The sequence below is a fragment of the Halioglobus sp. HI00S01 genome (genome assembly GCF_001635445.1).
Taxonomy (GTDB): domain Bacteria; phylum Pseudomonadota; class Gammaproteobacteria; order Pseudomonadales; family Halieaceae; genus Halioglobus; species Halioglobus japonicus.
This window is the reverse complement of sequence record NZ_LWEE01000215.1, coordinates 58,634-79,215: the sequence shown is the minus strand read 5'-3', so window position 1 is coordinate 79,215 and position 20,582 is coordinate 58,634. Positions and strand designations below refer to the sequence as shown.

Below are 20,582 nucleotides of genomic sequence, written 5' to 3'. Positions count from 1 at the left end.
CACGCCATGCCAGAAACAACCGTCATCTACCCGGGTACCTTTGATCCCATTACCAATGGTCACGTGGATCTCACTGAACGGGCCGCCCGACTATTCGACAAAGTGGTTGTGGCAATTGCCTACAGTGAGAAGAAGGGGCCGCTGTTCAACATCGAAGAGCGCGTAGCCCTAGCCGAGGCCTGCCTCTCACACCTGCCCAATGTGGAAGTCACCGGCTTCAATTACCTGCTCACCAAATTTGTCCAGGATCAGGGCGCCCGCTGCGTGCTGCGGGGCCTGCGGGCAGTGGCAGACTTCGAATACGAATTTCAGCTGGCTAATATGAACCGCGCCATCTACCCGGAGTTTGAGAGCATCTTCCTCACCCCGTCAGAGCACCTGTCCTTTATTTCATCATCGCTGGTACGCGAAATTGCCAGCCTGGATGGCGACATCACCCCCTTCGTGCCGGCGAATGTCGCCCAGGCACTCAGGGATAAGTTTGCAGATTAAATAGCCCACCGCGAGCGCGGCGGGCAGGAGTATTACTCTTCGGCTTCCCGCGCAGCGCGGATCGCTTCAACGTCCTTGCCGGTATAGCCGGTCACGCGGCAACCGAGGCAGCGCATAAAGGTTGCTTCACCGGGGCCCAGTACCAGGGTTTCAGCCGCTTCACCGGCATGGCCCGCCAACAGGGTAAAGGGCAGGCTCACCAGCCACACCGCTGCACCGCCTGCAGTCATAACCAGTCCGATCGGGCGCGCTACCAGCAAATCACCCACCATGGCCCACTCGTTGGGGCTCTCATCAATCGCCGATTGTGCCCAGAGCGCCTGAGGCAGCATCATGCATGCAATCAGCAGGGCTGTGACAGCGCGTCGTGCGCCAGTAGTTTTTTTCATTGTTTTACTCCCCGGGTTCCCTTCCCGTCCCCTTTGTTTTTTTAAGTGTAGCCGTTTCACCGCTGGCAGGCCACGCAGTACACGGTGGTTCGCTGCCCCAATGTAGACTTTTTTAACATTCGCTGGCAGCGCTTACAGGGCTCACCTTCGCGGCCGTAAACAAACAACTGCTGAGCAAAATAGCCCGGCTTGCCATCACCCCCCACGAAATCTCGCAAGGTAGTACCACCTTGGTTTATAGCGAAAGTAAGTACTCGCTTAATTTCCTCTGCCAGACGCTCATAGCGCGCTCTGGAAATGCGCCCTGCGGGTCGATCCGGGCGGATTCCCGCCTGAAACAGGGCCTCGTTAGCGTAAATATTACCAACGCCCACCACCACCTTGCCGTCCATCACAAACTGCTTCACGGGCACCTTGCGGCCCCTCGATCGACGGAACAGCAGGTCGCCATCAAAGTCTGGGCCCAGCGGCTCGGGACCCAGCCCCTCGAGCAAGTCATGGCTCTCCCCGGGCCCCAGCCAAAGGCAGCAGCCAAATCGCCGCGGATCGTTATAGCGCAGGCAGCGGCCACCCTCGAATACAATATCGATATGATCGTGCTTGCCAGGTGGTTCTCTGGCATCAACTACGCGCAGTGATCCCGACATACCAAGGTGAATCATCATGGAGCCGGCGGCCGTGCGAAACAGCAGATACTTGGCGCGCCGCTCCACCGCCGTCACTTGCTGACCTCGCAACTTGCGCGGCAGCGACGCCGGTACGGGCCAACGCAGGCTGGGGTTACGCACAATAACGCGTTCAATGGTCTGTCCGGCGGAATAGGGCTCTACTCCCCGGCGCGTGGTTTCGACTTCAGGTAATTCAGGCATTCGGACATCATAACCTGCACCCAGAAACAAAAAACCCCGGCAGTGCCGGGGTTTTTTAAGCTTCTACGCAGGTAGGCAATTACTTGATTTTGCCTTCCTTGTACATCACGTGCTTGCGAACAACGGGATCGTACATTTTCTTCTCCAGCTTGTCCGGAGTAGTGCGCTTGTTCTTGTCAGTGGTATAGAAGTGTCCTGTACCAGCTGAGGAGTTCATGCGGATCTTGTCTCTCATGGTGTCTCTCCCTTATACCTTTTCGCCGCGAGCGCGCAGATCTTCAAGAACAGCTTCGATACCCTTCTTGTCGATGATGCGCATGCCCTTGCTGGAAACGCGCAGGCTGACGAAACGTTTCTCTGATTCCACCCAGAAACGGTGCTGGTGGAGGTTAGGCAAAAAACGGCGGCGGGTGCGGTTCTTTGCGTGCGATACATTGTTACCGGTGACCGGGCGCTTGCCGGTGACCTGACATACTCTTGCCATGATCCTGTCTCTCCCAAATCGCGGGAATTAATAAAAAATAGAGGCTATCAGACCCCAAAAGAGGGACCCCAGCCGCGCGGAGCGCGACTTTATACCAGAACGTACATGCCATAGCAAGAAAAAGCGCGTGCGACACTCAGGCACCCAATGGCATCGCCGGGACCGGATACGGTATGCGGAACAAGCGCCGCTAGATCAGGCCGGCCTCTGCAAACGAGTATTCACTGCCACTGCCAACAATGATATGGTCCAGCACCCGCACATCCAGCAGCGCCAGGGCGGCAGTCAGGCGCTCGGTAATGCGCCGGTCCGCCGAACTTGGCTCTGCGACACCGCTGGGGTGATTGTGCGCAAAAATCACCGCCGCAGCGCGATAGCGCAGCGCCCGCACCGCCACCTCCCTCGGGTAGACCGCAGCGCCGTCCAGCGTGCCCATGAACAAGTCCTCACAGCGCAACAGGCGGTGCTGGTTGTCGAGGAACATGCAGCAGAACACCTCGCGCTCCCGGCGCCCCAGGTGGTGCTGCAGGAATCGTCGGGTGCAGCCCGGGCTGGAGAGCACACTACCCGCTTCCAGTTGCTGCTGGGCCTGGCGCCGCGCCAGCTCCAGGGCGGCCCGCACCACGGCGTACTTGGCCCGCCCCACACCGCGGCAGGCCAGCAGTTCTTCCTCGCCGGCCCGCAACAACCCTACCAGGCCGCCGAATTCATGCAGGATATCCCGGGCCAGCTCCAATGCATTGTGGTTGCGATATCCGGTCGCCAGTAATACCGCCAGTAGCTCGGCGTCCGACAGGCTCGCCTCGCCCCTCCCCAACAACTTGTCTCTGGGGCCTTCGCCCGATGGCCAGCATAGGTTTGTCACGTCGCTCCTCCCTGAGCTGCAGTGTCAAATAGGGCCCCGCAGTGGTATCTTTCGGTTCCTTTTCAGTGCAGGGACAATTGTCGCAATTCGGGCCAGGCAATGGGACATCTTTTCAATCGCAATATTCTGCTCGGCGTCAGCGGTGGTATCGCCGCCTACAAATCCGCCGAACTGGTGCGCCAAATCCAGGAAATGGGCGCGAATGTCCGGGTCGTCATGACCCGTGGCGCCCAAGAATTCATCACGCCACTGACGCTGCAGGCACTGTCCGGCAACCCGGTGCACACCGAACTGCTGGATGCAGAAGCGGAGCAGGGCATGGGCCATATTGAGCTGGCCCGCTGGGCAGACCTGCTGCTCATTGCTCCTGCCACCGCAGACTTGATCGCGCGTCTGGCCGCCGGTCGAGCCGATGACCTGCTGACCACCGCCGCCCTCGCCACGCCGGCGCCGCTGTTAATGGCACCAGCCATGAACCAGCAGATGTGGAAGGATGCGGCTACCCAGGAAAATATTGCCCAGCTGCAATCGCGCGGCATCCAGATGGTGGGCCCGGCCTCCGGCGAACAGGCCTGCGGCGATGTGGGCCCGGGGCGCATGGAACAACCCGAGGTCATCGCCCGGGCTACGGCCGACATGTTTGAAACAGGCGCACTGCAGGGCAAACGCGTGGTGATTACCGCCGGCCCCACCCGCGAGGCACTGGATCCCGTGCGCTATATCTCCAACCACAGCTCCGGCAAGATGGGCTACGCGCTGGCCGAAGCTGCCGCGGCCGCAGGCGCTCAGACCACCGTTATCAGCGGGCCCGCAAATCTGCCCGCACCTGAGCGGGTCAGCGTGGTGCCTGTGACCAGCGCCCGGGACATGCTCGAGGCCTGCGAGCAAGCGCTGCCTGAATGCGACATCTTCATTGCCTGTGCCGCCGTGGCAGACTACCGCCCGGCCGACGTCCAGACACAGAAGATCAAGAAGGGCCCGGATGAGATGCACCTGGCCCTGGTCAAAAATCCGGATATCGTCGCCGCTGTGGCCGCCAGCGATCACCCGGTATTCACCGTGGGTTTCGCCGCAGAAACCCAACAGGTGATCGAATACGCCCGGGGCAAACTGGAACGCAAGGGCCTGGATATGATTGTGGCCAACGACGTGTCCGACCAGGGCATTGGCTTTAACAGCGAAGAGAATGAAGTCACTGTGCTGTGGGCCGATGGCGAAATTGCCCTGCCAAGGGCCGGAAAATCCACTGTGGCGGCGGGCATCATCGCCCAGATCGCCCTGCGCCTGAGCCCGTAAATAGTACAGATGCCCGTTCACGGCGCCGCGCCGCCGTACTATGATTGTCAGTTCAGCAAGGGACTGTTCAGGCAATGCTAAAACTGATCAAGAAAAATAAAGATAAAGGCGGGAAGGAAGCGCGCTCCAGGACAACCGGGAAGTCTCAGGGCATTTCGTCTCCTGGTAACGCCTTGTACAAGACAATCGCAGCGGCGCTGGGAGGCCTGGCGCTGGTGCTGTTAATCGTGTTTGCCTATTTAATGCTGCTGCGTGAACCCGGCCTGGCCAGCAAGCAGACCGAGTTCATCGCCAATACCTACGCCCACCAACAGGCAACCAACGTCCATCGCATCATCGATTTACTGCGCTCACGCATGGTCAAGGCCGCCAGCACGCCCCTGGCCCAGACAGCGATTACCAACCAGAACCCGGAACAGCTGAAAGCAGCCGAGGATGCGCTGATGGCGTACTTCCCCGACGTGCTCAGCCTGCGCCTGCTGCCCGTTGGAGAAATGGGCACGGCTGCCTTCGAAGGGGGCAACCAGGGCCTGCGCAACCATATTGAAGTCGATCTGGTGGGGCGCACCAGCAATGGCGAAGCGACCCTGCCGGAGTCTTACCAGAGCGACGGCGCGTGGTTGACCTCGCTGGCGCAACTGGTCGAGAAGCCTGGCGTAGACAGTCATAACGCGGTCATTCTGGCCACCCTGCCAAACACCAGCATCAACACCCTGCTGGAAAGCCTCGACAGCAATGCCGGCGAGTTCGCCGTGGAGCAGGCCTACATCAGCCCCTCTGGAGTCGAGAAGACCAACGTTATCGCCAGTACCGGCAGTTCCGGCGACAAAAAGNNCACCCGCCGCGCCGATATCCCGGGCACCGCCTGGCGTATAGCTTTCACCCCGTCAGACAAGATGATTAGTGAGTTGTCCGCTTCCAGCGGCGGAATTCTGGTGTTGTTTGCACTGTGTCTTGTCGCCGCGATCGGCGCATTCGCGCTAATCGCCATTCGCGTACCGCGCACTATTGGCAACGACGTGAATCGCATGATTGCCGCCGCTGACCGTAAATCGGAGCTGGTATTGGACACACCCGAACTGGTACCGGCAGCCCGCCAGCTCAGGCGCGCCACATTGCGCGCCATCCGCACAGGTAACGGTGTTGCAGACCCGCAGACAGATCAGCCGGAGGCTGAACTCGATCTGGATGCCGATTCCCTTGAGCTGGACCTCAGCCTGGATACACCGGACATTCCCGACAGCTTCCCGGCGCATATTTTCCGCGCCTACGATATCCGTGGCGACGCCCGCTCCGAGCTCACCGAAGAGCTGGTCAGCCAGATAGGCCGGGCGATAGGCACCATGGCCGGTGAACTGGGCGAGCAGTCGCTGCTGGTGGGTTGCGATGGCCGCAACTCATCTCCGGCCCTGAAGGCCGCCCTGATTCGGGCGCTGATGGAATCGGGTCGCGATGTAATCGATATCGGGCTGGTACCCACGCCGGTACTCTATTTCGCCACCCATCACCTCGATTGCCGCTCCGGCATCATGGTAACCGGTAGCCACAACCCGAAGACAGACAATGGCCTGAAAGTCGTTCTCAATCGCCAGACCATTGCTGCCGGCGGCATCGAGGAAATTCGCGACCGCACCCTCAAGGGTGACTTCAACCACGGCAGCGGCCGCATGATTAAAGAGGATGTGATACCCGCTTACGTTGAGGAAATTGCCAACGATGTGGCTGTTTCGGTACCCCTTAAGATTGTGGTCGATGCCGGCAATGGCGCCACCAGTGATATCGCCCCGGAACTGATGGCCGAACTGGGCTGCGAGGTCGTACCGCTGTACTGTGAAGTCGACGGCAACTTCCCGCACCACGCCCCCGACACCAGTAACGAAGACAATCTCACCGACCTGATCGCCGCCGTACAGCGCGAAGAAGCCGATTTCGGTGTCGCCTTTGACGGCGACGGCGATCGCCTCGCCGTGGTCACCAGCAGCGGTCACATCGTGCGTTCCGATGTACTGCTGATGATCTTCGCCGAGGATGTGGTATCGCGGAATCCAGGCGCTGACGTGGTGTTCGACGTCAAATGCAGCCGCAACCTGACTAAACTGATTACCCAGCACGGCGGCCGGCCAGTGCTGTGGAAAACCGGTCACGCCTTCATGAAAGAGAAGATGGCTGAGACCGGCGCGCTGCTCGGCGGCGAATTTTCCGGCCATATGTTCTTTGGCGAACGCTGGTTCGGCTTCGATGACGGCATGTATGCCGCCAGCCGCCTGGCGGAGATTCTGGGTACCCACGGCGAGACCCTGGATCAGGTCATCGACCGATTCCCCGCCACGGTGAACACACCCGAAATTCTCATTCCGGTAGACGACCGCGGCAAGCACGCTCTGGTGGAGCGGATTGTGGCCGGCGCCGACTTTAATGAAGGCCGGGTGAACACCATGGACGGCCTGCGTGTGGATTTTGCAGAAGGCTGGGGCCTGGTGCGCGCATCCAACACCACCGCCGCCCTGACCGCGCGTTTTGAAGCCGACTCGACCGAGTCCCTGGAAAACATCAAAAACGAATTCCGCGAGCAAATCTCACTGGCGGCGCCGTCGCTGGAAGTTAATTTCTGAGCCCGTTACGGGCTCACTCTCTGTACAAGGTTCAAGCATGTCTCTCAATCGCGATGCAGCACTTAATATCGCTCAGGTACTCACCGAGGCCCTGCCCTACATCCAGCGCTTTACCGGCAAGACCATCGTGGTCAAATTCGGTGGCAATGCCATGGTCGATCCCGCCCTCCACGAGAGCTTTGCCAGAGACATCGTATTGATGAAGCTGGTGGGCATGAACCCGGTGGTGGTCCACGGCGGCGGGCCCCAGATCGGCTCATTGCTGGACAAGCTCAATATCAAAAGCGAGTTTGTCGAGGGCATGCGGGTCACCGACAGCCAGACCATGGACGTGGTGGAAATGGTGCTCGGCGGCAGCGTGAACAAGGAAATTGTGTCGTCGCTGAACCGCAATGGCGGCAAGGCGATTGGCGTCACCGGCAAAGACGGCCAGTTGATTCGGGCCCGCAAGCTGCAGGTCACCCGTCACAGCCCGGAGCTGGACGCCTCGGAGATCATAGATATCGGCCACGTGGGCGAGGTCGAACAAATCGATACCGGCGTGCTCAAGGTGATTCTGGACAGTGACTTTATTCCGGTAATTGCCCCGATCGGTGTTGATCGCGATGGCAACAGCTACAACATCAATGCCGACCTGGTGGCGGGCAAGCTGGCGGAAGTCATGCAGGCTGAGAAACTGATGCTGCTCACCAATGTCGCCGGACTACTCGACAAGAATGGCGACACCCTCACCGGCCTGAGCACCAGTGAAGTCGACGCCCTGATTGCCGATGGCACCATATCCGGTGGCATGCTCCCCAAGATTGGCTGCGCACTCGATGCCGTGAAGTCCGGCGTGGCCAGCTCGCACATTATCGATGGCCGGGTGCCACACGCTGTGCTGCTTGAGATTTTCACCAATGAAGGAATCGGCACCCTCATTACCAATCGCCGCGACTGAGCAGAGGTCATTTCAGCCTTAAAAAAACGCTATTTGCGCCGAATTCGCCCTGCGCTTATTGCAGGGCGGTCAGGTAGCGGCTAGCATTGCACTGTACCTGACAAATAGTAGTGCCCATGCCCCCTAAGAAATCCCAACGGCGTCAGCAAATCCTGGAAGCACTGGCCCAAATGCTGGAAGCTAATCCGGGCAACCGCATTACCACAGCCGGGCTGGCAAAAGAGGTGGGCGTGTCTGAAGCGGCGCTCTATCGTCACTTCCCGAGCAAATCAAAAATGTTCGAGGGACTCATCGAGTTTATTGAAGAGACCCTGTTCAGCCGTATCAACCTTATTCTCAATGAAGAATCCAGCGCCGCGGTTCGCTGCGAGAAGATGATTGTCTTACTGCTCGCGTTCACCGAACGCAATCCGGGCATTACTCGGATACTCACCGGCGACGCACTGGCGGGTGAAACTGAGCGCCTGCATGTGCGCGTAGCTCAACTGTTCGATCGGTTTGAAACGCAGCTACGTCAGGTGATTCGCGAGGCTGAAATGCGCGAGGGCCTGCGCCCGCAAATTCCGCTGCCCGCCGCAGCCAACCTGCTGATGGCCGCCGCCGAAGGGCGTATCTCGCAATACGTTCGCTCCGGCTTCAAGCGCACCCCCACCGAAGGCTGGAAGGCCCAGTGGGATCTGTTGATCGATGGTTTCTTCCGCGAGGCTGTCAGCCAGCCAGCACCCGGACAGAGCAGCAGCTACGCCCACTCCTGAGCTCAGCCAGCCGCCAATGGGGCTAGTAGGGATCGTCTTTCTTGAGGGATTGCTGGCGGCGGAATTCCACCATATCCAGCAGCATGGTGAAGCGTTCAATATCGGCCGCGTAGCCGGCGTTCACTGACTGAATCTCCCGCTCACGCTCGGCAATAGCCTTGTCTGTGGCCGCGACTTCACGCTGCAGATCGTCAATCGCCTGGAGACGCTTGTCATCGACCTTCTGGCCCAGACGTTCCATCTCTGCGGCCTGGGTCTGGTAGTTCTCAATTTGCTGTTTGAGTGAGCGCTTATTGCCTTTCAGAATCGATACGCGGATGCGCAGGTCCATCAGAGCGCGCTCCTGGGCGGCCTCGATGTCCTCAATCGTGGAGTATCGCAGCAACAGGGACTCATCCCATTCCCGCAGGCGCTGCTCTTCCGCCTTGGCCCTGGCCGCGCGGCGCTCTTCGGAATCCGCCATTTTCTGCTCTTCGGGGGTCAATTCACGCGTTACGACGCCAATCACCACACCCTTGGAGTTGAGAATCTCATAGCCTTTCTTGACGTGCTCCGGTGGGACGTGATCGTCCACAACGGTGTTGCCCTGGTCGTTCTTGTAGCGATAGAGGTTCGCTGCATGGGCTGTAGAGCCAAACAGTAGCGCAGCCACAAAGGCCCCAAGTGTGAGATATTCCGTTATCTTCATGGGGCCAATATAAGGCTTAAGGAACGCAGCCGACAAGCTCAAACGCCATATTGGCTGCGGTATTCCTTCATAGCGGCCAGGGCTTGCGCCCGATCGCCACGCGCCTCGAGGTAATCGATGATGTGGCCCATCTGAATAATGCCCATCACCGGGATGCCGTAAGCCTGCTCCAGTTCCTGGATGGCAGACTGCTCGCCCTTGCCGCGCTCCTGTCGATCCAGCCCGATGGCCACACCCGCGAGGGTGGCACCGGCGGACTCAATCATGGTGATGACTTCGCGCACTGCGGTGCCGGCTGTAATCACATCATCAATCACCAGCACCCGCCCTTCCAGGGGCGCCCCAACGAGCACGCCACCTTCACCATGATCCTTGGCCTCCTTGCGGTTATAGGCAAAGGGCACATCCATGCCGTGTTCATCGGCAAGCGCAACGGCCGTCACAGCCGCCAGGGGAATCCCCTTGTAAGCGGGGCCCAGCAAAACATCAAACTCGATACCGGATTCAACAATGCGCCGTGCATAACAGCGGCCCAACGCAGCCAGAGCGCGGCCGCTGGCAAAAGCACCAGCATTGAAAAAGTAGGGGCTGATGCGGCCCGACTTCAGGGTGAACTCGCCGAATTTCAGTACTTCGTAGTCCTGCGCGAGCTCGATAAATTCTTTCTGGTAGGCCTCCATGGGTCTACAAACTCCTCTGATTAGCTTGGGTCCGACCCCGGTCCGGGCATCATCCCACTTTGTATTCGTCTGATTCCCAGCTAAAATGCTGATTCAGGTGATGACCATGAGACGGCCCTGTGAGCCAGAATAGTAATAATTAATGGTGGTCATAACGATAGTCTGTTGCAATCGAAAATTGCATAGTGAATAGTTCGCGCTCATCACAGCATGCTGTGACGGCACCGGCTGGGTATCATACACCCTCATATATAAAGGGACCACGTAAGCAATGAGGATCATCAGTTTCAGTGCTGACGGCATTAAAAACGCCGCCGACAAAGGTTTTTACGACTGGCTGAAAGAGCAGGACGCAGATTTTATCTGCATCCAGGATTTGCGGTGCTCGGAATACGACCTGCAGGACAACCTCTACTTCCCTGAAGAGTACAACCCCTATTTCTTTGACGACGTCGACGGCAAGGCCAATGGCGTGGCCATTTACTGCCGCCAGCTGCCCAAGGCCATCATGACGGGCCTGGGCTTCGCCGACTTCGACATGGAAGGCCGCTATATCCAGGCGGACTACGAAAACATCAGCGTGGGCTGCCTGCTGGCACCCTATGCCGAACCGGGCAATGCGGACCAGCTGGCCCGCAAGAACGAGTTCTTCGAGCTGCTGGGCAATCACCTGCAGAAAGTGCGCAACAAGCGCCGAGAATTCATCATCTGCGGCAACTGGAACATCGTCCACACGCCGGGCGACCTCCAGGACACGGAGCGCAACAGCACGGTGCCGGGTTTCCTCGCCGAGGAGCGCCAGTGGATTAACTCTCTGCTGGAAGAAGGCTATATCGACGCCTTCCGCGAAATCAACTCAGACAAGGACGAGTTCAGCTGGTGGCCGGAAGGTGACCGCAGCTCCAACGGCTGGCGCACAGACTTCCACGTGATTTCCAAAGGTCTGCAGTACGCGGTGGACTACGGCGCGATCTATAAGAGCCGTGAGTTCTCTAATCACGCGCCGATCATCATGGATTACGATATCGAGCTGTAAGGCCATCCGTGGCGCGCTTCGGCGTCCGCCATCCATGGCTCCCGACGATCTCGGAAGCCCTTAACAACTTCCACACCTCGATCGTTCTCCCCGCGATTTCGTTGGAGGGTCAGTTCCAAGCGTTCCATGGCGCGCTTCGACGCCCCGGATCGCCGGCCGCGCCCTCCCTGGCTCTCGACGATCTCAGAAGAAATCTTCAGCCTCTACACCTCTCTCAGCTATCGCCTTCGTAGACCCTGGAACTGAGGTTCGGGGTCGTCGTGTCATCCTGCGGAATCGTCGGGAGGCATGGATGCTGGACGCCGAAGCGACCCCATGGATGGGCTCGTAGCGGTTCCGCAGGATGACACGGCGATTCCGAACTGGCTTCACCCCACGGAGCCCATGAGTATCAGCCAGCGAGAGCCGCCTTCTGCTTGGCCACCAACTCATCAATACCAGACGCGGCCAAATCCAACATGGCATTAAGCTCTTCACGGGCAAACGGCGCACCTTCGGCAGTGCCCTGGACTTCGATAAAACCGCCGTCCTCGCCCATGATGACATTCATGTCGGTATCGGCTGCTGAATCTTCCGGATAATCGAGGTCGAGGACCGGGACACCCTGGTATACGCCGACAGACACCGAGGCAATCATCTGCAGCAGAGGATCGGTAGTAATGATTTTCTCGCGCTGGAGGTAGTTGATGGCGTCCACCAGAGCCACACAAGCGCCAGTAATGGAAGCTGTACGGGTACCGCCGTCGGCCTGAATCACATCGCAGTCGATGGTAATCGTGTTCTCACCGAGCTTTTTCAGGTCTACGGCGGCGCGCAGGGAGCGGCCAATCAGGCGCTGGATTTCGACGGTGCGGCCGCCCTGCTTGCCACGGGCCGCTTCGCGTCCCATGCGTGAGCCAGTGGATCTCGGCAGCATGCCGTACTCGGCCGTAATCCAGCCCTGGCCTTCGCCGCGCAGGAAACGGGGCACACCCTGCTCGACCGAGGCGGTACAGATGACACGGGTGTTGCCGAAGCTCACCAGGACCGAGCCTTCGGCGTGGCAGGTGAAGTTGCGGGTAATTTCGATGTCGCGAAGCTGGTTGGGCTGACGGCCGCTGGGTCGCTGCATGGGAGTACTCCTAAAAATTGAGGCGCCAAGTATACGCCTGCAAGCGCCTCCAGAGCACTCTTTGATAAACAGGCCCGGGCAATGCTGCTACACTTTCCGCTTACCGCCCAATGAACAGGAAACTCCTTTTGGCCAAGATCCACAGCATGACGGCCTTTGCCCGTGAGAGCAGTGATTTCGGACACGGCATTGTCACTGTAGAGCTGCGCACGGTGAATCACCGCTACCTGGATTGCAGTTTCAAACTGCCCGATACACTCCGCGCCCTGGAACCCAAACTGCGAGAGCTTGCGGGCAAAAAACTGTCCCGCGGCAAACTGGATGTGCTGATGCGCGTACAAGCAGGGGCAGAGCAAAGCGCCACTCTGGAAATTAATCAGGAGCGTCTCGAGACCCTGGTCGCGGCAGCCGGCTCAGTGGCCAGCGCGCTCGATACCGCCGCACCCACGGCGCTGGAAATACTGCAGTTCCCGGGTGTGTGCACCGCACCGGAACAATCCGAGGAAGCACTGCACAAGTCGGCTCTCGATGGGTTTAAGGCGGCACTGGGTACGCTGGCCGACAATCGCCAGCGCGAAGGCGAGAAACTGTCGGCGATGATTGAGGAGCGAATTGCCGCCGTGTCCAGCGAAGTCACTGCCACCCGCAAGCTCGTACCCGAGCTGCAGCAGGCGCAGCGCGACAAGGTATTAGCGAAAATTGAGGACCTCGGTGTTGAGGTAGATCAGGGGCGCCTGGAACAGGAGCTCGTATATCTGGCCCAGAAATCCGATGTGGACGAAGAGCTCGATCGCCTCGACGCCCACGTGGACGAGGTGCGTCGCACCCTGAAGAAGGCCGGTCCCTGTGGCCGCCGCCTCGATTTCCTCATGCAGGAACTCAACCGCGAGGCCAACACCCTGTCGTCAAAATCGACCTCAAGCTCCACTACCCAGAATGCCGTGGAGCTTAAAGTGCTCATCGAGCAGATGCGCGAACAAATCCAGAACATCGAATAAACACCGTGACGAGCACGCAATCCATGAGCCACAAAGGCACTCTTTACACCGTTTCAGCCCCCTCCGGGGCGGGGAAAACCAGCTTGGTCGCGGCCCTGATCGAGGCGACCGTCGGCATTTGCGTCTCGGTGTCGCACACCACGCGTGAACAGCGCCCGGGCGAGACCGATGGAGTCAACTATCACTTCGTCACCGAAGAACACTTTCTGGGCATGCTGGAGCGCGCGGAATTCCTGGAACATGCGCGCGTGTTCGGCAACCTGTATGGCACCTCCCAGATCTGGGTGGAAGAGCAGTTGAACCAGGGCATTGACGTTATCCTGGAGATCGACTGGCAGGGGGCCCAACAGGTGAAGCGCCTGCTACCGGACACCCTATCGGTCTTTATCCTGCCACCCTCGCGCCTGGCCCTGTTGCAGCGTCTCAACGCCAGGGGTCAGGATGAGGCCGAGGTCATCGATGGACGCATGGCGGAGGCCGTGGAGGAGATGTCGCACTACGTTTCCAGCGATTTCATGGTGATCAATGACGATTTTCAGGTAGCACTGGAGGAATTGCGCGCCATCGTGACCTGCCAGCGCCTGACGACGGACCGCCAGCGCAGGATTCACGGGGCATTGCTCGACGAACTGCTGTCCTGAGATGGCAAAATTCCCGCTTGGGGGATTGGCCCTGGCAAGGTATAATTTCTGGTTCTTTTTTTAATCAACCTTTTATACAGGACACACTAATGGCACGCGTTACCGTTGAAGATTGCCTGAACAATGTCGCCAACCGCTTTGAACTGGTTATGGTTGCGAGCAAGCGAGCTCGCCAGATGGCCACCGGCGGCAAGGACCCCATGGTGGAAGAAGAGTCTGACAAGCCCACCGTTATCGCCCTGCGCGAAATCGCTGAAGGCCTGGTGACTCCCGACATCCTCACTCGTGAAGACGAGCTGGAAGCCGAGGAAGAGCTGGCTGAAGTGATGATGGAAGCCTCCGTAGAGCCTCAGTAACCCCACCTCTGATCGAGGGCATTCCTGCATAATCCCATGGCTACGCAGACACTGGATGCCCTCGAGAACACGCTCCACACCTACCTGACCCCGGAGCAGACCAACAACGTCATACGTTCTTACTACTTCGCCGAACAGGCCCACTTCGGGCAGATGCGGCGCAGTGGCGACCCCTATGTCACCCATCCGCTGGCGGTAGCCGGCATACTCGCCGACATGCACATGGATCATCAAAGCCTGATGGCCGCCATGCTGCACGACGTGATCGAGGACACCGGCATTCCCAAATCGGCCATTGGCGACCAGTTCGGCAACGACGTCGCTGAGCTAGTCGATGGCGTGAGCAAGCTCACCCAGATGGAGTTCGAGTCGCTGGAAGAGAAGCAGGCGGAGAATTTCCAGAAAATGGCCCTGGCCATGGCACGCGATATCCGCGTCATCCTGGTTAAGCTGGCGGACCGCCTGCACAACATGCGCACTCTCGGTGTGCTCCAGCCCGCCAAGGCCCGGCGGATTTCCCGCGAGACTCTGGAAATCTACGCCCCCATCGCCATGCGCCTGGGGATGAACAACGTGCGTATGGAGTTCGAGGACCTGGGCTTCTCCGCCATGTACCCCATGCGGGCCAGCCGTATCGATGCAGCCCTGCGCAATGCGCGAGGCAACCGCAAAGAACTGGTCGACAAGATTCGCAGCCAGATCGAGACCACCCTGACCCAGGAGGGCCATGAGGCGGAAGTGATCGGCCGCGAGAAGCACTTGTACAGCATCTACAAAAAGATGAAGTCTAAGCGCAAGTCGTTCGCCGAGATCATGGACGTGTACGCCTTCCGTATCATCGTCGACTCCGTGGACACCTGCTATCGCGTGCTCGGCTGTGTGCACAGTCTGTACAAGCCTGTACCCGGTGAATTCAAGGATTACATTGCCATCCCCAAGGCCAATGGCTACCAGTCGCTGCACACGGTATTGATCGGTATGCACGGTGTGCCGATCGAGATCCAGATCCGCACCCGCGAAATGGAAGATATGGCCAACAACGGGATTGCCGCCCACTGGCTCTACAAGAGTGACACCCAGTCCGCCAATGGCAGCCACGCCCGGGCCCGCGAGTGGGTACAGGGCCTGCTTGAAATGCAGCAGCGCGCCGGCAACTCACTGGAATTTATCGAGAGCGTCAAAATCGATTTGTTCCCGGACGAGATCTACGTATTCACCCCCAAAGGCAGAATTCTCGAATTGCCCCGCGGCGCCACCGCGGTCGACTTTGCCTATGCCGTGCACACCGACGTGGGCAACAACTGCGTGGCCTGCCGTATTAACCGCCGCCTCGCCCCCCTGTCCGAACCGCTGGCCAGCGGCCAGACGGTGGAGATCCTGACGGCACCAGGAGCCAGCCCCAATCCGTCCTGGTTCAACTACGCGGTAACGGCCAAAGCGCGCACCAATATCCGCCACTACCTCAAGAACCAGACCCGGGAAGACTCCGTGTCACTGGGAAGACGCCTGCTGGAACGCGCCATGGCCGCCCTGGACAGCAGCCTGGATTCGGTTCCCGAAGATGAGTTGCAGGAGTTTTTGGGCAGCAACAACTACGCGGTGCTCGAAGACCTGCTCGAGGATATTGCCCGCGGACATCGACTGCCGGCGATTACCGCCCAGCAGATTCTCGGGGTGACCGCGCCCGAACAGGAGGCCAGCAGCGACAACGCCCAACCGGTGGCGATTCGCGGTACCGAAGGCTTCATGCTGTCCTATGCCAAGTGCTGCCACCCAATTCCGGGCGACCCGATCGAGGGTTATCTGAGCTCGGAGAAAGGCGTGGTCGTGCACCGTGAGCGGTGCAACAATCTCGCCGACATGCGCGAGAATACCGATCGCCTGGTGGCGCTGCGCTGGGACGAAAAAGTCGAGGGTGAGTACGCCGTCGAGCTGCGGATCGAAGTGGAAAATCGGCGCGGTATGATTGCCGTGATCGCCACCCGCATTAATGCCATGGGCGTGAACATCGAGAAGATCTCCACCGAAGACAAAGACCACCAGTTCACCTTCGTAGATCTGGAAGTCCTGGTCGAGAATCGCGTCCACCTCGCCAGAATCATGAAACGCCTGCGCAGCGTAAACTCCGTGCGCAAGGTAACCCGACTGAAGAACTGATCGCAGAGCGACACCCACAGGAGCACACCATTGACTAATCGCGCCGTTATTTCCACGCCCGACGCCCCCGAAGCTATTGGCCCCTACTCGCAGGCGGTCAAAGTGGGCAACACTGTCTGGATCTCTGGCCAGATTCCGCTGGTTCCCGGCTCCATGGAATTGATCACCGGCGATATTGCCGCCCAGGCACGACAGGTATTCGATAACCTGGCAGCCATAGCCGAGGCCGCCGGTGGCAACCTCAACAGCGCCGTGAAAATCAATATCTCGCTCACCGACCTGGGCGACTTCGCCGCGGTCAACGAGGTCATGGCCAGCTACTTCGACGAGCCCTATCCGGCCCGAGCCTGTGTGCAGGTGGCGGCCCTGCCCAAAGCCGTTGATATCGAAGTCGAGGCCATTCTGTCGGTTTAGGTCATGACCCTCACCGAACTGCGCTACCTGGTTGCACTCGCTGAGTGCGGGCATTTTCGCAAGGCTGCCGACACGTGCAATGTCAGCCAGCCGACTCTCAGCATCGCCATCAAAAAGCTGGAAGAAGAACTGGGTATCGACCTGTTCGAGCGCGCCCGGCACAAGGTCAGCCCCACGCCAATTGGCGAGCAAGTGGTCAACCAGGCGCGCACGGTATTGCAGGAAGCCAGCAACCTGGTCCAATTGGCGGAGCAGGGCAAGGACCCCTTGGGCACGGTCTTGTCGGTCGGTGCCATTTATACCGTCGGCCCTTACCTGTTCCCGCGATTGGTCTCCAGCCTGCGCAAGCAGGTGCCGGAGATGCCACTGTATATCGAGGAAAACTTTACCGCGTCGCTGCGCGGCAAATTGAGCCGCGGCGCCCTGGATGCCATTTTCGTTGCCCTGCCCTTTACCGAACCGGACGTGGTGACCCGCTCACTCTACGACGAGCCCTTTGTGGTGCTGATGCCGGAAGATCACCCCCTGGCGAAAGAAAAAGCCATCGACCCCGCGGCCCTCGCCGCGCACAAAGTCCTGATGATGGGCGAGGGACACTGCTTTCGCGACCAGGTGCTGGAGGCCTGCCCGGGGCTGCAGGAATCGATCGTCGAACACAACGCCCGGGACCAAGCGACCGTAGAGGGCAGCTCCCTGGAAACCCTGAAACACATGGTTGCCGGCGGCATGGGTATTACCGTGTTGCCTGACTCCGCCGCCAGCCTGGCCCTGTACGGCGACACGCCGCTGACAGTGCGGCCCTTTACTGATCCGGCACCCACGCGGACCATCGCCCTGGCCTGGCGGGTCAGCTACCCTCGCCACCAGGCCATCGACGCACTAACGGACGCCCTGCGGGAAGCATGAGCGGCATTGCCGGCGCACCGGTACAGGAACTGCGCGGCGTGGGCCCCGCCCTCGCCAACAAGCTCGCAGACTACGGTGTTCACCGGGTAGAAGACCTCCTCTTCCACTTGCCACTGCGCTACCAGGACCGCACCCGGGTAACCCCCATAGGCGCACTCCAGGCCGGTAACGATGTCGTTGTCGAGGGCGACGTTCGCGTCGCCGATATCGCCTTTGGCAAACGCCGTTCGCTGGTGGTGCGGATTCAGGACGGCAGCGGCACGCTTACCCTGAGGTTCTTTCACTTTTCAGCGGCGCAGAAGAACAATCTCAAACCGGGCACGCGCCTGCGCTGCTTCGGCCAGGCCCGCCGCGGCGCCAGTGGCCTGGAAATGTATCACCCGGAGTATCGCCAGGTGGCCGACGATGAGGCCATCGACGAGGAAGCGCTGACACCGGTGTATCCCACTACCAATGGCATTGGCCAGAACCAGTGGCGCAAGCTCTGCGAGCAAGCGCTGTTGCGCCTGCGCCGCGATCCTCCCGCTGACCTACTGCCCCCGGGGCATCAACTGAACTACGATCTGGCGGCCGCACTGGCGTTTTTGCACACGCCGCCGCCAGAAGCCCCCCAGGCACAACTGGTCGCAGGTGAACACCCGGCACAACTGCGTCTCGCACTCGAAGAACTGGTCGCACACAACCTCACCCTGCAAGGCCTGCGCCAGCAGCAACAGGCCGAAGGTTCACCCGCCCTCACGGGCGGCGACGCATTGCTGGAACGCTTTTTCGCGGCACTGCCCTTTACACCCACCGGTGCGCAGCGGCGCGTTATCGCCGAGATCGACGCCGATATTGGCCGTACCCACCCGATGATGCGACTGGTCCAGGGCGATGTCGGCTCCGGTAAAACCCTGGTAGCAGCTGCGGCCGCCCTGCGGGCCATTGCCAGCGGCTATCAGGTCGCCATCATGGCCCCTACCGAAATTCTCGCCGAGCAGCACCGCAATAATTTTGCGACCTGGTTCGCCGATCTCAATATCGAAATCGCCTGGTTGAGCGGTCGCAGCAAGGGTAAAATGCGCAAGGCCGCCCTCGAGCAAATCGCCAGCGGCAGTGCCGGCCTGGTCGTGGGCACCCATGCCCTGTTCCAGGACGACGTCATGTTCCACCGCCTGGGCCTGGTGGTTGTCGACGAACAACACCGCTTTGGGGTTCACCAGCGTCTGTCGCTGACCGAGAAATCCGGGCCCGATGTCGGCCGGCCGCACCAGCTGGTGATGACTGCCACACCCATTCCGCGCACGCTGTCCATGGTCGCCTACGCTGACCTGGACTGCTCAATCATCGACGAACTGCCCCCGGGCAGAAAGCCGGTGGAGACGGTACTCATCGACAACACCCGCCGCGAGCGTATCGTCGAACGCGTCGCCGCTGCCTGCGAGAACGGACGCCAGACCTACTGGGTGTGCACGCTGGTTGAAGAAAGTGATGTTCTCCAGGCCCAGGCCGCCGAAGCCACCGCGACCGAATTGCAGGCCGCGCTGCCACAACTGCGCATCGGCCTGGTGCACGGGCGCCTGAAACCGGTGGAGAAAGACACGGTAATGGCCGCCTTCAAAGCCGGCGACCTCGACCTGCTGGTCGCCACCACTGTCATCGAAGTGGGCGTCGACGTACCCAATGCCAGCCTGATGATTATCGAGAATCCGGAGCGACTGGGCCTGGCACAGCTACACCAGCTGCGCGGCCGGGTCGGCCGCGGCGAGGCAGCCAGCCACTGCGTGCTGCTCTACCAGTCACCGTTGTCCACCAACGGCAAACAGCGCCTCACCGCCATGCGCGAGAGCAGCGACGGGTTTTATATTGCCGAGAAAGATCTGGAATTGCGCGGGCCGGGCGAAGTGCTGGGCACCCGACAGACGGGGCTGATGGAGTTTCGCGTGGCGCAGCTTCCGGCCCACAATCACCTGCTAGACAAGGTACAGGAGATTGCGGCGGATATTCAGGCGCATCATCCGGCACTGGTGGAACCGCTGGTTCAGCGGTGGACGGGCAGTACTCGGCAGTTTGCCAAAGTTTAACCGCTCTCTTCCAGCTAGATCAGTAGAACCACAGGTCCCACATCACTGACGCAACCGAGCGCCTCCGTGGAATGATTGCATGCTGAACCATCAGGCCACGCTTATGCGCAGCCAGAGGCAGCGAAGGGCTTTCCGCGGGGAGTGCTTGAGGATTGCGCAGCAATCCCACTCCGAGTTGCCCCACGGCCGTAGCTGCCGAAGCGGAGCATGTGGCCGTTCAGCAAGCAATCATTCCACGGAGGTGCGGCTAGCCAGCACCGTCCAAAAATCAAGATCCCTCGCGAAGCTCCCGGGTTTTCGACTTGAGTGCGAGCAACCCAATTGACGCCAGAGTCTGCATATTGCGCTGGGGAATCGCCTCGGGATCAGGGTAGTCGCCGAGCACCCGGGACAGCATGTCTTCGCGCAGGAAATGGATCGTCGGCCAGGGTGCGCGATTACTGAAATGGCTGGTGGCAGCAGGGTCTTCGCCGTCGAACAGATAGTCCGGATGAAAACTCGCCAGTTGGATCACGCCTTCCAGGCCGGACTCATGCAGGAGATCCTGGGCGTCGGCAAGAAGATCGAGATAGTCATCGAAGGACTGCAGGGCATTGGCAAACACCAGCAGCGTGGTGGCCACATCTTCTTCCGGTGTGGACTGCAGCAGATCCAGCTCCAACAAAAAAGCCCGGAGCAAGTCTGGGCCTTCTGTTTTGTCACAGACCGCGACCCGAAGGGCCGGGCTGTCGAGGACCGGGCGGGCGAAGGGGCAGAGGTTGAGGCCGACAACGAACTCTGTCAGCCATGCGCGCGTCTGCCGCTCTACCGCATCCCGGTCAGGCATTGCC

At 59.9% G+C, this 20,582-nt stretch carries 22 protein-coding genes; 13 read left to right on the top strand and 9 right to left on the bottom strand.

Going from position 1 to position 20,582, the window contains the following annotated elements:
- Positions 1-6 precede the first annotated feature (6 nt).
- Positions 7-492, top strand: a complete 486-nt coding sequence (gene coaD / locus A3709_RS16270) for a pantetheine-phosphate adenylyltransferase (RefSeq protein WP_066056911.1) — start codon at positions 7-9, stop codon at positions 490-492.
- Positions 493-524: 32 nt separating this feature from the next.
- Here coaD and A3709_RS16265 read toward each other — a convergent pair whose 3' ends face one another.
- From A3709_RS16265 to radC, 5 genes are all read right to left on the bottom strand, one after another.
- Complete coding sequence (locus tag A3709_RS16265; protein WP_066056908.1) at positions 525-881, bottom strand: hypothetical protein; 357 nt, start codon at positions 879-881, stop codon at positions 525-527.
- A gap of 56 nt (positions 882-937) precedes the next feature.
- A complete protein-coding gene (gene mutM / locus A3709_RS16260; RefSeq protein ID WP_066056905.1) occupies positions 938-1,750 on the bottom strand; it encodes a bifunctional DNA-formamidopyrimidine glycosylase/DNA-(apurinic or apyrimidinic site) lyase in 813 nt (270 codons plus the stop codon).
- A gap of 79 nt (positions 1,751-1,829) precedes the next feature.
- On the bottom strand, positions 1,830-1,985 hold the full coding sequence (gene rpmG / locus A3709_RS16255) for a 50S ribosomal protein L33 (protein ID WP_066056902.1): 156 nt from the start codon (positions 1,983-1,985) through the stop codon (positions 1,830-1,832).
- Positions 1,986-1,997: 12 nt separating this feature from the next.
- Positions 1,998-2,234 (bottom strand): 50S ribosomal protein L28, encoded by a 237-nt coding sequence (gene rpmB / locus A3709_RS16250; RefSeq protein ID WP_066056899.1) that lies wholly within the window; start codon positions 2,232-2,234, stop codon positions 1,998-2,000.
- 190 nt (positions 2,235-2,424) lie between these two features.
- A complete protein-coding gene (gene radC / locus A3709_RS16245; protein ID WP_066056896.1) occupies positions 2,425-3,099 on the bottom strand; it encodes a DNA repair protein RadC in 675 nt (224 codons plus the stop codon).
- Between the two features lie 99 nt (positions 3,100-3,198).
- Between radC and coaBC the strand changes: the two genes are divergently transcribed.
- From coaBC to slmA, 4 genes are all read left to right on the top strand, one after another.
- Positions 3,199-4,395: a bifunctional phosphopantothenoylcysteine decarboxylase/phosphopantothenate--cysteine ligase CoaBC gene (coaBC, locus tag A3709_RS16240; RefSeq protein WP_066056893.1), complete on the top strand. Its 1,197-nt coding sequence runs from the start codon at positions 3,199-3,201 to the stop codon at positions 4,393-4,395.
- 173 nt (positions 4,396-4,568) lie between these two features.
- The gene (locus A3709_RS16235) at positions 4,569-7,007 is read left to right on the top strand and encodes a phosphomannomutase/phosphoglucomutase (RefSeq protein WP_231871216.1); all 2,439 of its coding nucleotides are present in this window, start codon (positions 4,569-4,571) and stop codon (positions 7,005-7,007) included.
- A 37-nt stretch (positions 7,008-7,044) separates the two neighbouring features.
- Entirely contained in the window at positions 7,045-7,947 is a 903-nt protein-coding gene (gene argB / locus A3709_RS16230; RefSeq protein ID WP_066056887.1) for an acetylglutamate kinase, read from the top strand.
- A 116-nt stretch (positions 7,948-8,063) separates the two neighbouring features.
- Positions 8,064-8,702 carry a nucleoid occlusion factor SlmA gene (gene slmA / locus A3709_RS16225; protein ID WP_066056884.1) on the top strand — a complete coding sequence of 213 codons (639 nt, stop codon included), beginning with the start codon at positions 8,064-8,066 and terminating at the stop codon, positions 8,700-8,702.
- Between the two features lie 22 nt (positions 8,703-8,724).
- Here the strand turns inward: slmA and A3709_RS16220 are convergent, their stop codons facing one another.
- Positions 8,725-9,426, bottom strand: a complete 702-nt coding sequence (locus A3709_RS16220; protein WP_231871215.1) for a hypothetical protein — start codon at positions 9,424-9,426, stop codon at positions 8,725-8,727.
- Positions 9,427-9,428: 2 nt separating this feature from the next.
- Positions 9,429-10,070 carry an orotate phosphoribosyltransferase gene (gene pyrE / locus A3709_RS16215; RefSeq protein ID WP_066056881.1) on the bottom strand — a complete coding sequence of 214 codons (642 nt, stop codon included), beginning with the start codon at positions 10,068-10,070 and terminating at the stop codon, positions 9,429-9,431.
- Between the two features lie 271 nt (positions 10,071-10,341).
- Between pyrE and A3709_RS16210 the strand changes: the two genes are divergently transcribed.
- A complete protein-coding gene (locus tag A3709_RS16210) occupies positions 10,342-11,106 on the top strand; it encodes an exodeoxyribonuclease III (protein WP_066056879.1) in 765 nt (254 codons plus the stop codon).
- A 391-nt stretch (positions 11,107-11,497) separates the two neighbouring features.
- On the opposite strand, the gene rph is transcribed toward A3709_RS16210, so the two are convergent.
- Positions 11,498-12,217, bottom strand: coding sequence for a ribonuclease PH (rph, locus tag A3709_RS16205; RefSeq protein WP_066056876.1), 720 nt, complete (start codon positions 12,215-12,217; stop codon positions 11,498-11,500).
- 128 nt (positions 12,218-12,345) lie between these two features.
- Between rph and A3709_RS16200 the strand changes: the two genes are divergently transcribed.
- The 7 genes from A3709_RS16200 (at position 12,346) to recG (ending at position 19,752) form a co-directional block, all read left to right on the top strand.
- The gene (locus tag A3709_RS16200; protein ID WP_308428335.1) at positions 12,346-13,215 is read left to right on the top strand and encodes a YicC/YloC family endoribonuclease; all 870 of its coding nucleotides are present in this window, start codon (positions 12,346-12,348) and stop codon (positions 13,213-13,215) included.
- Between the two features lie 23 nt (positions 13,216-13,238).
- The gene (gene gmk, locus A3709_RS16195; RefSeq protein WP_066056873.1) at positions 13,239-13,856 is read left to right on the top strand and encodes a guanylate kinase; all 618 of its coding nucleotides are present in this window, start codon (positions 13,239-13,241) and stop codon (positions 13,854-13,856) included.
- Positions 13,857-13,945: 89 nt separating this feature from the next.
- Entirely contained in the window at positions 13,946-14,212 is a 267-nt protein-coding gene (gene rpoZ, locus A3709_RS16190) for a DNA-directed RNA polymerase subunit omega (RefSeq protein WP_066056870.1), read from the top strand.
- Between the two features lie 36 nt (positions 14,213-14,248).
- Positions 14,249-16,369 (top strand): bifunctional GTP diphosphokinase/guanosine-3',5'-bis pyrophosphate 3'-pyrophosphohydrolase, encoded by a 2,121-nt coding sequence (gene spoT / locus A3709_RS16185; protein WP_066056867.1) that lies wholly within the window; start codon positions 14,249-14,251, stop codon positions 16,367-16,369.
- A 30-nt stretch (positions 16,370-16,399) separates the two neighbouring features.
- Entirely contained in the window at positions 16,400-16,783 is a 384-nt protein-coding gene (locus A3709_RS16180; RefSeq protein WP_066056863.1) for a RidA family protein, read from the top strand.
- Positions 16,784-16,786: 3 nt separating this feature from the next.
- Positions 16,787-17,689, top strand: a complete 903-nt coding sequence (locus A3709_RS16175) for a hydrogen peroxide-inducible genes activator (protein WP_066056860.1) — start codon at positions 16,787-16,789, stop codon at positions 17,687-17,689.
- On the top strand, positions 17,686-19,752 hold the full coding sequence (gene recG, locus A3709_RS16170) for an ATP-dependent DNA helicase RecG (protein WP_066056857.1): 2,067 nt from the start codon (positions 17,686-17,688) through the stop codon (positions 19,750-19,752). The genes A3709_RS16175 and recG overlap by 4 nt, the downstream gene beginning before the upstream one ends.
- Before the next feature lie 268 nt (positions 19,753-20,020).
- Here the strand turns inward: recG and A3709_RS16165 are convergent, their stop codons facing one another.
- Complete coding sequence (locus A3709_RS16165; protein ID WP_066056854.1) at positions 20,021-20,578, bottom strand: DUF1415 domain-containing protein; 558 nt, start codon at positions 20,576-20,578, stop codon at positions 20,021-20,023.
- Between the last annotated feature and the right edge of the window lie 4 nt (positions 20,579-20,582).